At 70.9% G+C, this 13,186-nt stretch carries 12 protein-coding genes and 1 pseudogene; 3 read left to right on the top strand and 10 right to left on the bottom strand.

The features are described from left to right. Positions 1 to 215: 215 nt before the first annotated feature. Complete coding sequence (locus tag FEF34_RS34635) at positions 216 to 713, top strand: peptidylprolyl isomerase (RefSeq protein ID WP_138056683.1); 498 nt, start codon at positions 216 to 218, stop codon at positions 711 to 713. 397 nt (positions 714 to 1,110) lie between these two features. Here FEF34_RS34635 and FEF34_RS34630 read toward each other — a convergent pair. Together FEF34_RS34630 and FEF34_RS34625 are read right to left on the bottom strand one after the other, a co-directional pair. Further along, a pseudogene (locus FEF34_RS34630) lies at positions 1,111 to 1,362 on the bottom strand (SRPBCC family protein); the annotation flags it as partial. 111 nt (positions 1,363 to 1,473) lie between these two features. Continuing rightward, positions 1,474 to 1,854 carry a VOC family protein gene (locus FEF34_RS34625; protein ID WP_171053208.1) on the bottom strand — a complete coding sequence of 127 codons (381 nt, stop codon included), beginning with the start codon at positions 1,852 to 1,854 and terminating at the stop codon, positions 1,474 to 1,476. A 261-nt stretch (positions 1,855 to 2,115) separates the two neighbouring features. Between FEF34_RS34625 and FEF34_RS34620 the strand changes: the two genes are divergently transcribed. Then, positions 2,116 to 2,871, top strand: a complete 756-nt coding sequence (locus FEF34_RS34620; protein WP_138056682.1) for a VOC family protein — start codon at positions 2,116 to 2,118, stop codon at positions 2,869 to 2,871. Positions 2,872 to 2,979: 108 nt separating this feature from the next. Here the strand turns inward: FEF34_RS34620 and FEF34_RS34615 are convergent, their stop codons facing one another. Next, positions 2,980 to 5,055: a DUF1996 domain-containing protein gene (locus FEF34_RS34615; RefSeq protein ID WP_138057906.1), complete on the bottom strand. Its 2,076-nt coding sequence runs from the start codon at positions 5,053 to 5,055 to the stop codon at positions 2,980 to 2,982. A 147-nt stretch (positions 5,056 to 5,202) separates the two neighbouring features. On the opposite strand from FEF34_RS34615, the gene FEF34_RS34610 reads away from it, so the two are divergent. Continuing rightward, positions 5,203 to 5,493: a hypothetical protein gene (locus tag FEF34_RS34610; RefSeq protein ID WP_234042665.1), complete on the top strand. Its 291-nt coding sequence runs from the start codon at positions 5,203 to 5,205 to the stop codon at positions 5,491 to 5,493. A 133-nt stretch (positions 5,494 to 5,626) separates the two neighbouring features. Here FEF34_RS34610 and FEF34_RS34605 read toward each other — a convergent pair whose 3' ends face one another. From FEF34_RS34605 to dnaK, 7 genes are all read right to left on the bottom strand, one after another. Then, entirely contained in the window at positions 5,627 to 6,151 is a 525-nt protein-coding gene (locus tag FEF34_RS34605) for a P-loop NTPase family protein (protein WP_138056681.1), read from the bottom strand. Between the two features lie 107 nt (positions 6,152 to 6,258). Then, positions 6,259 to 6,717 carry a thioredoxin gene (trxA, locus tag FEF34_RS34600; protein WP_234042664.1) on the bottom strand — a complete coding sequence of 153 codons (459 nt, stop codon included), beginning with the start codon at positions 6,715 to 6,717 and terminating at the stop codon, positions 6,259 to 6,261. Then, the gene (gene clpB, locus FEF34_RS34595; protein WP_138056680.1) at positions 6,714 to 9,362 is read right to left on the bottom strand and encodes an ATP-dependent chaperone ClpB; all 2,649 of its coding nucleotides are present in this window, start codon (positions 9,360 to 9,362) and stop codon (positions 6,714 to 6,716) included. Before clpB ends, trxA begins: the two co-directional genes overlap by 4 nt. Beyond that, on the bottom strand, positions 9,353 to 9,757 hold the full coding sequence (locus tag FEF34_RS34590; RefSeq protein WP_138056679.1) for a chaperone modulator CbpM: 405 nt from the start codon (positions 9,755 to 9,757) through the stop codon (positions 9,353 to 9,355). Before FEF34_RS34590 ends, clpB begins: the two co-directional genes overlap by 10 nt. After that, a complete protein-coding gene (locus tag FEF34_RS34585) occupies positions 9,754 to 10,704 on the bottom strand; it encodes a DnaJ C-terminal domain-containing protein (protein WP_138056678.1) in 951 nt (316 codons plus the stop codon). Before FEF34_RS34585 ends, FEF34_RS34590 begins: the two co-directional genes overlap by 4 nt. 5 nt (positions 10,705 to 10,709) lie before the next feature. After that, a complete protein-coding gene (locus tag FEF34_RS34580) occupies positions 10,710 to 11,225 on the bottom strand; it encodes a nucleotide exchange factor GrpE (protein WP_138056677.1) in 516 nt (171 codons plus the stop codon). 8 nt (positions 11,226 to 11,233) lie between these two features. Further along, positions 11,234 to 13,141 (bottom strand): molecular chaperone DnaK, encoded by a 1,908-nt coding sequence (gene dnaK, locus FEF34_RS34575; RefSeq protein WP_138056676.1) that lies wholly within the window; start codon positions 13,139 to 13,141, stop codon positions 11,234 to 11,236. Positions 13,142 to 13,186: the final 45 nt, after the last annotated feature.

Genomic DNA, 13,186 nt, shown 5'->3' with positions numbered 1-13,186 from the left:
GGCTTCGTCAGGTCCAGAATCCGCCTGATGCTGACCCTGCGCAACCGATCGGACCGGATGCGCGGCCGGCTCCGCCGCATTCGGCTCCGAGCGCATACGAACAGGTGAGCGGCGCGGTGGTGACGGACCGCTACGAGCGCCCCCGGTGCGGACACGCACCTGGTCGGAGGGGTCTGGTGTGAGCTCCCACGAGCACGGATGACAGCATGGGCCCCATGAGCAACGACGTTTTCTTCGACATCACCATCAACGACGAGCCCGCCGGGCGGATCGTGTTCACGCTGTTCGACGACGTGGTCCCCAAGACCGCGCGGAACTTCCGTGAGCTCGCCACCGGCGAGCACGGCTTCGGCTACGAGGGCTCCGGCTTCCACCGCGTCATCCCCGACTTCATGCTCCAGGGCGGTGACTTCACGGCCGGCAACGGCACGGGAGGCAAGAGCATCTACGGCGACAAGTTCGCCGACGAGAACTTCCAGATCAAGCACACCAAGCCCGGTCAGCTGTCCATGGCCAACGCGGGCCCGAACACCAACGGCTCGCAGTTCTTCATCACGACCATCGTCACCGACTGGCTGGACAACAAGCACGTCGTGTTCGGCGAGGTCGTCGAGGGCATGGACGTCGTGAAGCGGATCGAGTCCCTGGGGTCGCGCAACGGTGCCACCCAGGCGAAGATCACCATCGCCAAGTCGGGCGTCGTCGAGGGCTGAGCCCCGGCCGCAGCCGTCCCGGCCCCGGCAACGGTCCCGACCCGCCGGGGCGGGGTGGCGGCACGCCTCGTCCACCGACCGCCCCCGTACGGACGGGTACCGGTCCCGCGTGCGCCCCGGTCCCGCGTCGCTCCCGGCACTCGGACGGCGAACTCCCATGGCCCGTCCGCCCGTCCACCCCGGCGTGTCCTGTTCCGCCGCGGTGAGGCGTTCGGTCTCCGTCCGCGTCCCACGACACACCCCGGCGGGCGCTGCCCGGGCGTCGTCCGGCTGCGGGACGCCTCAGCGAGGACGGCCCCTGTCGAGCCAATCGCCTTTCGGGCAGCCCCGGTTCGGCCGCCCGGCGCGGGCGGCCGCCGGACCACCGGTCGGCCCGTGGCCGCCGCCGGGCCGCGTCACCAACGCGGCGCTGCTCGGCGCCGATGGTGCGCCAGGTGATGCGCTCGTCCGGGAGCTGGTCGACGATCTCGGTGTCGAACTCCCGGTGGACGCCTCCGATCGTGGCGGTCCAGTGGTTGTGACGGTCGTCGAGCTGCTTCACCTCCTTGACGCCCTCCATGAACTTCGGGAACTCCTCGAACTGCGTCCACTGGTTGTACGCGGTGCTGACGGGAACGTCGACCTCGACGGATTCCCTCACCGTGCTCATGACCGCGAGTCCTCTCGTCCGCCGCCGTGCGGGAGGTGGCCGCCGCACGAACGGGCACGCCCGACACGTACCCGGTACCGGAGGAGCTACCGCCCGCCACCGCGGACCGGGCTACTCGCGGGCCCGCAGCAGGAAGGAGTGGCCTGCCGGGTCGGACAGCAGCCGGGCCTCGCGCGGGGTTCCCCGGTCGGCCACGTCCATCGGGGTCGCCCCGAGGCTCACGGCCTCGCGCTCCGCCTCGTCCAGGTCTCCCGGGCTCAGCAGGACCAGCAGATGGGCCTGCTGGGCGTCCTCCGGGCGGGGCCAGCTCGGGGGCGCCAGTCCATGGTCGCGCTGGAACCCCAGTACGGTACCGTCCTGGCCGACGACCTCGAAGAGATTCGGGTCGGACGTCCTCCTCACCTCGGCGCCGAGCAGCGCCGCGTAGAACTCGGCGAGCGTCTCCGGCTCGGCACAGTCGAGGGCGAGCATCGCCGTCTTGGGAACCGCCATGATCCCTTCCCCTTCGGCAGGACTTCACGGATGGGTACGGCGGGTACCCCCCATCCCAACCCTCAGTCATGGCAGCCCGGGTTCCTCACGTATCGGCGGGCCCCGGTCACTCGAGGTGACGCGGCCCGGCGGGGACCGGCCGAGCGGAGTAGCGTGAGAACTCCAGTCTCGCGTGTCCGGACTCGCGCGAAGTGGAGATGGGCGGCTGTCGTGTCTACGTCAAGTCATGCGCTGTTCGGCGCTCCGTGCTGGGTGAGCCTCATGGCTCGTGACCTGCCGACGGCGGAGGAGTTCTACTCGAAGGTGCTCGGGTGGGCGTTCCGTCCGACCCGGCTGGGCGAGGAGTTCTCCGTCGGCTTCCTCGACGGCACTCCGGTCGCCGGTATCGGGGCGCTCGCGGACAGCCTCGCGGTCGCCGTGGCGTGGACGCCGTACTTCGCGGTGGACGACGCAGACGCGACCGCGGCCCGTATACACGAGCGCAGCGCCACGGTGGCCGTGGGCCCGCTCAGCTTCGGCACCGGCCGGGCGGCGCTGGCCGCGGACCGCGACGGCGCCGTGTTCGGCATCTGGCAGGGCAAGGCCATCCCCGACTGGAGCATGGGGACCGACAAGGCCCCGGCCTGGCTGGAACTGCGCACCCGCGACGCCTTCGAAGCGGCGATCTTCTACGCCGAGGTACTGGACTGGGCCTGCGCACAGCCCGGTTGCTGCCAAGTCGCCTACGAGGAAGACCATGTCGTCCTCCGCCACCAGGGGGACGTGGTCGCCCGGATCACCGGCGGGGCGGCCGGCGAGGCCCCCGATCCGCACATCCGCCCCCGCTGGCACGTGTACTTCTACGTGCCCGACGTGGACTCCGCCGTCCGTACGGCAGTCGGCCTCGGCGGCCGGATCGCCGCACCGGCCCGACCGGCAGCGGCGGAGGACTGGGGCACCCTCGTCGACCCCGACGGCGGCCTGTTCACCGTCACGTCGAACAGTCCCGTGCCGGCGGCTGCTCCTTCCCCGCGCTGAGCCCGCCGTCCTGCGTCCGACGGACGGGACCGGGGGCTGCGGGCGCCCGCAACGACCTGGCCGGCCCCGTGTCGACGGGACCGGCCAGGACCGATGTGCGGGGCCGCGTCAGTGACGGCGTGCGGCCGCGCGCTGCGGACGACGCGTACGGAGCAGCAGGACTCCCCCCGCGACGAGCAGCGCGGCTCCGGCAGCGGACGGCCAGAGCTGGGCACCCGTCTCGGCGAGCCCGCCGCCCTGTCCCGCGGCCACGGGCCGACCGGCGCCGTTGGGCTCGGGATCGTTCTCCCCCGCGTCCTCCGTGGCCTGGGCGGTGGCGGTGGGTTTGCCGTCGCCCGCACCGGCGGCCTGCGACGAGCCGTTCGCCCCGGTGGACGAACCGGCGAGGACCTCGGGGTCCTTCACGTCACCGCCGCCCTGCGGAACGTTCTGCTCCCCTGAACCGTCGTCGCCGGCCCCGGCGCCGTCCTGACCGGCACCCGCGGCAGCGCCGGGCTTTTCGTCCCCGCCGGGTGCAGCGGGTGCGTCCTGACCGCCCGCTCCACCGTCGGCGGGCGGGGTGTCCCCTCCGGGCTTCTGCGGCTCGCCGGGTGCGTCGGGAGCGTCCTGACCGCCCGTCGCACCGTCGTTCGGCGGGGCCGGGTCAGCGGGGTTCTCCCCGTTGCCGGCGTCACCGCCGTTGCCGTCACCGCCGTTGCCGCCGTTGCCGTCACCGTTGTCACCGCCGCCGTTGTCACCGCCGTCGGCGGGAGGTGCGCCCGCACCGCCGGGACCGCACTTGCGGCCCTCGTTGATGCAGCTCACCAGCTCCTCCATCAGGTTCTCGTCGAAGACGTTGATGAAGTCGCCGTGGTCGGTGATGGGCTTGTGCAGCTGCTCCGGGAAGGAGTCGACGGCGAAGACGCTCGGGTTCTCCCCGTCGAAGACCGGCGCCGGCACGTCGTAGACGATGCGCTGCACGAGCTGCGGAATGGCCCGGAAGCCGTTGGGGCAGGCGCCGTTCGCCTGGGCGAAGGCGACATGGGTGCGGTGGTTGGCGCTGTCGGTGTTCTGACCGTCCCAGCAGCTCTGGAACTTGAACGACCGCACCACCTGGCTGCCCTCGGGGCAGATCGGGTACTTGTCCTTCAGCTGGCGGTTCTCGAACCCGGTGCAGCTCCACGACGCGTTCGCGTTCGCGTCACCGTTGACGAACGCCTTGGCGTCGCCGGTGATGATCCGCAGGAACCGCGGCATGGCCGTCACCTTGGAGCGCGGGTTGCCGACGAAGTTCAGCGTGACCTGGGACGGCGTCTGGATCTCGCCGACGTTCTGGTCCTTGCCGCCGCCGTCGGCGTCGGCGTCGTTCTCCTGCTGCCCGTTCTGCAGCCGCAGCACCGGCCAGTAGTACGTCGACTTGTCGGCCTGGTTCACACAGGTCGTCTCGCCGTTGGCGAGGTCGTCGTCGCTGGCGAAGGCGTCGTTGGCCTGGTTGCCCACGTAGTCGTGCATGTGGTGGGCGCCGTTGGCGACACCGGGAGCGACGATCACGTTGTCCGGGTTGAACTTCCCGTTCTCGTTCACACCGCAGCTGGTCGTGAACGTGCCCCGGGAGGCACCGCGCCGGTTGCGCGGGTTGTCGACGTTCGGCTGGACGGACTCGATGTCGACGAAGTCGGACTGCTCCGGGCCGTTGCCGGCCTGACCGCCGTTCCCGCCGCCCTGGCCGTTGTCCTGACCCTGGTCCTGACCGCCGTTGTCCTGACCCTGACCCTGACCGCCGTCCTGCCCCTCCTTGTCGGCGTCGTCCTCCTGCAACTCGCAGGCCGCCATGGACTCGAGGCCCTTGGGGCGTTCGCCCGACCGGCCGATCGCCGTGGAGATGCGGTCGAGGCTGGCCGTCCGTTTGTCCTCCAACGGACCGAGGACCGCGTTCTCGGCGAACTTCGGGTCCCGCGCGACCTGTTCCTTCTGGTCGGCAAACCGCTTGTATGCCTCCGTGATCTGGCTGTCCATCGCGGCCAGTTCCTTGTCGACCTCGGAACGCGCCGCGTCCGGCACCTCCGAGAGCCCGTTCGCGACCTCCGGGCACTTGATGGTGGACGCGGCGGCGCCGGCTCCGAGGGTCTGGTTCTGCGACTGCCCCCACCCCTCGCCGGCCGAGGCATAGGTGTTGACGGCGATCAGACCGCCCCCGCCCAGCATGAGCGCGATCGAGGCCGCCACTACTCTCCTGCCGCCCGTTGAGCGTCTGCGTGCACTTCTTCTCAATGGAACTCCTGTGCGTCTCTGCCGGTTCGCGCGTGGAACGCGAACGGCTGTGGGGGACCCGCTTGAGTTCCATACGGACGCGTGCCACGGAGTGTTCAAAGCAATCCGCAACCCGTCGTCCCGGCGGGGTGGGACGGCCGCCGCAGCGTCGTCGTCGCCGACCGCACGGTGGTGGCCATGCAGGCGCTCAGGGTCGGCCGGCTCGCCGGGTCCACGTCCAACGTGTGCGGCAAGCTCGCGTCGATTCCACCGCTCTCACCACCGAACGGGAGCATCCTGGAGATCGGCACGCTGTACGGGCTGTTCGCCACCGCGCTGCTGCGGATGGTCCACCGGGCCGGGCTGGAGCCCGATCTGACCATCGTCGTGTAGGTTCCGCGTTTCGGTGTCCAACGGCATCGCCGTGACCTGCGAGGCTTCGGCATTCCGCGCTCGTGTCCTCCGAACACGTTCCGCAGAACCGTGTCCAATCCTCGCCGGGCCTGTTTCGTGTGGCGGGCGGGCCTCAACTCTTGACGGCCTCTGCGATCCGCAGGGCTGCCTGTGCGGGCGTGAGGTGGGTGGTGTCGATGACCTCGGCCTCACCGTGTAGCCACGTGCGGGCCGCCTCGGCATAGGGCTCAAGGTATTTGAGACGGAACGGGGAGTTGGGGCCAAGAACAGTGTCGCCCGCGATGCGCTCACAGAGGGTGACCTGGTCGGCATGGAGGACGAAGTGCCGTATCGGAATGGCATGGTTGGCGAGGCCCGTGCTGATCTCGCGCCAGTACTCCTCGATCAGGACAGTCATGGGCATCACCAGAGTGCCGCCGGTGTAGTCGAGTACGCGGCGAGCGGTCTCGACTACGAGCGGCCTCCACGGCGGCCAGTGCTGGAAGTTGTCCGTCTCGGGCAGCCCCGGCGTGATGTCCATGAGTGTCTCGCCGACCTTCTCGGCGTCGAACACCCGTGAATCCGGGATCAGCTGCTGCACAAGAGCACTGGTCGTCGTCTTGCCTGCGCCGTGGGTGCCGTTGAGCCATACGATCATGGAACTGACGCTACCGCCGTGCGGTGTTCGGCGACACCGCACGCACCATGTCGAGATGCGGATCGGTCTCCTTCACGGGCGGCCTCCGTTCGGCGGCTTGCGGGAGTTCAGCGGCGGCCTCGCAGGGCCTGTTCGACCCACTGGCGCAGAGCGGGTGCGGGGGCCGCGCCCGCCTGTCGGGCGATCACCTCTCCCCGGTCCATCAGGATCAGGGTAGGTACGGCCTGCACCTGGAACTTCTGCGCGATGCGCGGCGCCTGGTCGACGTCGACCCTGACCAGCTTGATCCGACCGGCCAGTTCCCGTGCGACCTGCTCCAGCGCCGGACCGACCGTACGGCACGGTCCGCACCAGGTGGCCCACAGGTCGACGAGTACGACGGGCGCGGCCCTCTGAGCGACCTCCTCGAAGTCGCCGTCGCCCGCGTCGGCGATCCACGGGAGCGGGGCCTTGCAGCTCCCGCAGCGCGGACGGCCGTCGGCGGCCGCCGGCACGCGGTTCCCGCGGCCGCACTCGGTGCACGCGACCGTTCTGCCGCCCGTGTCGGTCGGGTTCACCGGGCTCACGCGGCCTCCTGGACGGGTCGCGGCCGGCTGGGCGCTTCGTCGTAGGTGACGACGAGTTCGCCATCCTGCTCGCCGACCCGGACCGTCGAGCCGTCCCGCACGTCACCGCGGATCAGCGCACGGCCGACCAGGGTCTCGACCTCGTGCGAGATGTAGCGGCGCAACGGCCGGGCACCGTAGACGGGGTCGAAGCCCTGCTCGGCGATGTGCTCGCGGGCGGCGTCGCTGAGTTCCAGGGTGATCTGCCGCTCCCCGAGCCGCCGGCGCAGATCGTCGAACTGGAGGTCGACGATCTTCTTGATCTGCGCCATGCCGAGAGGCTTGAACAGTACGACGTCGTCGATGCGGTTGAGGAACTCCGGCCGGAAGTGTGCCTGCAGATCGCCCATGACCAGGGCCCGGGTCTCGGGCTTGATCTCGCCGTCGGCGGTGACGCCGTCGAGCAGGTACGTCGACCCGATGTTGGAGGTCATGATGACGACGGTGTTGCGGAAGTCGACCGTGCGGCCCTGGGAGTCGGTGATCCGGCCGTCGTCGAGCACCTGCAGCAGGGTGTTGAAGACGTCCGCGTGCGCCTTCTCGATCTCGTCGAACAGGACGACGGAGTACGGCTTGCGGCGGACGGCCTCGGTGATCTGGCCCCCCTCCTCGTAGCCGACGTATCCCGGGGGCGCGCCGACCAGTCTGCTGACGGTGTGCCGTTCCTGGTACTCGCTCATGTCCAGGCGGATCAGGCTCTCCTCGCTGTCGAAGAGCGCCGCCGCCAGCGCCTTGGCGAGCTCGGTCTTGCCCACGCCGGTCGGGCCGAGGAAGACGAACGAGCCGATCGGCCTCCGCGGGTCCCGGATGCCGGACCGGGCCCGGATGATGGCGTCGGTGACGAGTCTGACCGCCTCGCCCTGTCCGACGACGCGCTCGCCGAGGATCTCGTCGAGCCGCAGCAGCTTCTCGCGTTCGCTCTCCTGGAGCCGGGTGACGGGGATCCCGGTCCACGCGGCGACGATCTCGGCGATCTCGTCCTCCGTGACCACCTCGTGCAGCAGCCGGTTCTCGCCCTGCTTGGCGGCGAGGGAGTCCTCCTCGGCCGCGAGCCGCCTCTCCAGTTCGGTGATCCTGCCGTAGCGGAGTTCCGCGGCCCGGTTGAGGTCGTAGTTCCGCTCGGCCTCCTCGGCCTCCTGCCGAGCCTGTTCCAGGTCCTGGCGCAGTTCCTGCACCCGCCTGATGGCCTGGCGCTCGGCCTCCCACTTGGCGTGCATGGCGTCGGCCTCGGCACGCAGATCGGCCAGTTCGCGCCGGAGTTCCTCGAGGCGCTTGCGGCTGGCGGGTTCGGTCTCCGTCTCGAGTGCCGCCTCCTCGATCTCCAGCCGGGTCACCCGGCGGGTGATCTCGTCGAGTTCTGCCGGCATCGAGTCGATCTCCGTCCGCAACCGGGCACAGGCCTCGTCCACGAGGTCGATGGCCTTGTCCGGCAGGAACCGGTCGGAGATGTAGCGGTGGCTGAGGGTGGCCGCCGCGACGAGCGCGGTGTCCTGGATCTTCACCCCGTGGAAGACCTCCAGGCGTTCGCGCAGACCGCGAAGGATGGAGATGGTGTCCTCGACGCTGGGCTCGTCCACGGCCACCTGCTGGAAGCGGCGTTCGAGGGCGGCGTCGGACTCGACGTACTTGCGGTACTCGGCGAGGGTGGTGGCGCCGATCATGTGGAGTTCGCCGCGTGCCAGCATCGGCTTGAGCATGTTCCCGGCGTCCATGGCGCCCTCGGGGCCTCCGCCCGCGCCGACGACGGTGTGCAGTTCGTCGACGAAGAGCAGGATCCGCCCCTCGGCGCCCTTGACCTCGCCGAGCACCGCCTGCAGCCGTTCCTCGAACTCTCCCCGGTACTTGGCACCCGCGACCAGCAGGCTCATGTCGAGGGCGAAGATCGTCCGGTCGCGGAGACCGTCGGGCACGTCCCCGCGTACGATCCGCTGGGCCAGTCCCTCCACGATCGCCGTCTTGCCGACGCCCGGGTCGCCGATCAGGACGGGGTTGTTCTTCGTCTTCCGGCTCAGGATCTGGATGACGCGGCGGATCTCCGCGTCGCGGCCGATGACCGGGTCCGTCCTTCCGCCGCGGGCCTCGGCGACCAGGTCCCGGCCGTACTTCTCGAGTGCCTCGTACGAGCCCTCGGGGGTGGCGGAGGTGACGCGCTGGTGCCCGCGGATCTGCGTGAGGGCGTCGAGGAACGACTCCTTCGTGACGCCGAACTCCTTGAGCAGCCGGCCCGCGGAGGTCCTCGAGCCCTCGTCCACGAGGGCGAGGACGAGGTGCTCGACGGAGACGTACTCGTCCTTGAGCCGCTTGGCCTCCTGCTCGGCGGTGTCCAGCACCTGGGCGAGCCGCTGGGTGATGAACACCTGGCCGGGCTGGGCTCCGGGTCCGGTCACCCTGGGCCGGCGGGCCAGCGACTCCGTCACGGCCCTGCGCAGCCCCTGGGTGTCGACGTCCGCCCGGTCGAGCAGCCGGGGCACCAGGCCCTCGGGCTGGTCGATGAGGGCGAGCAGCAGATGCTCGCCGTCGACCTCGGTCTGGTCGAGCCGTCCGGCGATCGTCTGTGCTTCCCGCAGGGCTTCCTGCGACTTCTGGGTCAGCCGGTTCATATCCACGATTCATCACTCCTGGCGCCGGCGTTGCTGCGCCTCAGCGCGTCCTCCAGTTCGCTGATCCGGTCGAGCAGATCGAGCACCAGACCGAGGGAGGCGTAGTTGAGGTGCAGCCCGGCCCGTAGGCGTTGGATGCGGGCGAGTGCCGAAGGCGCGCTCCGGTCGAACCACAGCCGTCCGTCAGCGCCGCGGGTCGCGTCGATCAGGCCGAGCGCGACGAACCGCCGCACGGCCTCGGGGTGGAGGGAGGCGCGGCGTGCCACGGCGTCCAGGTCCAGCCGCGGGACCGGATCCATCGCGTAGCGCCGTACGACGACGTTCACGCCCGACTGCCGGGCCGGTGGTGTCGCCGGGCGGTGCCCGGGGGCCCGCTCCGCGGACCGGGGGTCGTGGGTCATCCTGGCTTCCTCGGGTCGAAGGTGGTGTCGGCGGCGAGTCGGCCGAACAGTTCGCGTTCGCGTTCGGAGAGCTTCGGCGGCACCATGATCCGGACCTCCGCGTAGAGGTCCCCGTCGCCGCCGCGGGGGTTGGGCATCCCCTCACCGCGCAGCCGCAGCCTGCGGCCGCTGGAGGAACCGCCCGGCACTGCGACCTTCGCCGTGCCGCCGGGGGTGGAAACGGGCACGGTGGCGCCGAGCGCGGCCTCCCAGGGGGTGACCGGGAGGACCACGTGGATGTCACGGCCCTCCAGCCGGAACCGCGAGTCCGGTGTGATCCGCACCCGCAGATACAGGTCGCCCGACGAGCCGCCGCCGCTCCCCCGGCCGCCCTCTCCGGCCAGCCGGATGCGCTGGCCGTCGAGGACGCCGCGGGGAACGTTCACGTCGTAGGTCCGCGGACCGTCCGGTCCCGAGAGGGTGATGCCGCGTCTGCCGCCGTGGTAGGCCTCTTCGACGCGGAGCGGGAGCTCCGCCTCCTGGTCCGCGCCGGGCACGGGCCCCCCGGTCCCGGTCCCGCCGCGGCCGAACAGCCCGCCGAACAGGTCCTCGAAGTCCACGCCCGCGCCGCCCTCGTAGCCGTCGCCGAAGTCGGACACGAAGCGGACCCGGCGGCCGGCGCCGCCCGGTCCGGCGCCGCCCCGGGCACCCGCGGCGGCCGCGACACGCTCGTCGTAGTCCTCCGGGACGTCCCGGAAGTGCTCGCCGAACCGGTCGTAGCGGCGGCGCGTGTCGGGGTCGGACAGCACGCCGTACGCCTCGTTGATCTCCCGGAACCGCTCCTCGGCCTCCGGGTCCCTGTTGACGTCGGGGTGGTGCCGGCGGGCCAGCTTGCGGAACGCCGCCTGGATCTCGTCGGAACCGGCGCCACGGCCGACGCCGAGCACGTCGTAGTAGTCACGCGCCATGGGCGTCACTCCCGCCGCTTGTTCACCACGACGGACGCGGGACGCAGCTGCCGGTCGCCCTCGCCGTAACCGGGCCGCTGCACCCGGACCACGGTGTTGGGGGCGGCCTCGGGGTCGTCGACGAGACCGACGACCTCGTGCCTGGCCGGGTCGAACGGCACTCCCGTCTCCTCGTAGCGGGGGTATCCGAGCCCCCGGAGGACGTCGACGGCCAGGTCGCGCACGGCCTCGACTCCCTCCAGCACGGCGGACGGGTCGGACCCCGCGTGCTGGAGCGCGAGTTCGAGGTTGTCGACCACGGGCAGCCAGGCCGCGGACGTACGGGCCCGTTCGTCGCTCCGCTCGCGTTGCAGCTCTCGCGCATGGCGCTTGCGGAGGTTGTCCAGATCCGCGAGGGAGCGCCGCCAGCGGTCCCGGATCTCGTCGAGTTCCTCGGCGGGTTCCCCGATGTCCGGCTGTGCCTCCGCGGCCGGTGCCCGGGGGGGCTCCTCCGGCGGAACGGGTACGTCGTCGGTGGTCATGTGCCGTCTCAGCCCTTGTCGAACTCGGCGTCGATCACGTCGTCGCCGGCCCCTCCGGCACCGACCGACGCACCGTCGTCGGGCCCCGTTCCCGCCGCGCCCGTCGCGGCTCCGGCGGCGCCGGCCCGGTGGGCGGACAACGAGGCGTGGATCTGCTGCAGTTCGGACGTCAGTGACCTGACCCGGTCGACCGGCGCCTCCTCCCGCACGGCCCCCCGGGCGTCGCCGACCAGGATCTCCGCCCTGGCCTTCTCGTGCGGCGGCGCGGTGTCGCCCAGGTCCTGCAGTCGGCGCTCGACCTGGTAGGCCACGGCGTCCAGTTCGTTGCGGGCGTCGACCGCCTCGCGCAGTGCGGCGTCCTCGCCACGGTGGCGCTCGGCCTCCTGGACCATCCGCTCCACCTCGCCCTGGTCGAGGTTGGAGCCCTCGCTGATGGTGATGCCCTGCTCGGCTCCCGTGTTCTTGTCGCGTGCGGTGACGTTCAGGATGCCGTTGGCGTCGACGTCGAAGGTGACCTCGATCTGCGGCTCGCCCCGAGGGGCCGGCCGGATGTCCTTCAGCTGGAAGCGCCCGAGGACGCGGTTGTCGGCGGCCATCTCCCGCTCGCCCTGGAGGGCGACGACGTCGACGGCCGGCTGGTTGTCCTCGGCGGTGGAGAACGTCTGCGTACGGCGGACGGGGACCGTCGTGTTCCGTTCGACGAGCTTGGTCATCACGCCGCCGCGGGTCTCCACTCCCAGCGACAGCGGGGTCACGTCGAGCAGCAGGACGTCCTTGACCTCGCCCTTGAGCACGCCCGCCTGGATCGCGGCACCCAGGGCCACGACCTCGTCGGGGTTCACGCTCATGTTCGGCTCCTTGCCGCCCGTCAGCCGGCGGACGAGGGCCTGCACGGCAGGGATGCGGGTGGATCCGCCGACGAGGATGACCTCGTCTATGTCGTTCTCGGTGACCTTGGCGTCCGCCATGGCCTGCTTGACGGGTTCCAGCGTCCGCTCGACGAGGTCCGCGGTGATCTGCTCGAACGTGGACCGCATGACGGTTTCCGTCAGGTGCTTGGGGCCGGCCGCGTCGGCGGTGATGAACGGCAGGCTCACCTGCGTCTGGGTCACGGAGCTCAGTTCGACCTTGGCTTTCTCCGCGGCCTCGAACAGCCGCTGCAGCGCCTGGGGGTCCTGGCGCAGGTCGATGCCGTTGTCCTGCTGGAACTTGTCGGCCAGGTGGTCGACCAGGCGCCGGTCGAAGTCGTCGCCGCCGAGGTGGCTGTCACCGGCGGTGGACCGGACCTCGACCACGCCGTCGCCGACGTCGAGCAGGCTCACGTCGAACGTGCCGCCGCCGAGGTCGAACACCAGGACCGTCTCGTGGCCCTTCTTGTCCAGGCCGTAGGCGAGGGCCGCGGCGGTCGGCTCGTTGATGATGCGGAGCACTTCCAGACCGGCGATCTTCCCGGCGTCCTTGGTGGCCTGGCGCTGGGCGTCGTTGAAGTACGCGGGAACGGTGATGACCGCCTCGGTCACCCGCTCCCCCAGCTGCTTGCCCGCGTCGTCGGCCAGTTTGCGCAGCACCAGCGCGCTGATCTCCTCCGGCGAGTACAGCTTGCCCCGCACCTCGAAGCGCGCGTTGCCGTGCTCGTCCGGAACGACGTCGAACGCGACGGCCTTGGCCTCGTCGGAGATCTCGTCGTATCGGCGGCCGATGAAGCGCTTGGCCGAGTAGATCGTGCCCTTGGGGTTGAGGATCGCCTGGCGGCGGGCCAGCTGGCCGACGAGCCGTTCCCCGGTGTCGGTGAAGGCGACGACGGACGGGGTCGTGCGGCTGCCCTCGGAATTCGGGAGGACTGCGGCCTCTCCCCCCTCCCATGCCGCGATCACCGAGTTGGTGGTCCCCAGGTCGATTCCGACTGCCTTGGCCATGAGGTTCTCCTTCGTCGCACGACGTGCGGTTCACAGGTCGGGAAG

It is taken from the genome of Streptomyces marianii (genome assembly GCF_005795905.1).
GTDB classification, from domain to species: Bacteria; Actinomycetota; Actinomycetes; order Streptomycetales; family Streptomycetaceae; genus Streptomyces; species Streptomyces marianii.
The sequence above is the reverse complement of the archived record's forward strand: the minus strand, read 5'-3'. Positions and strand labels throughout refer to the sequence as shown.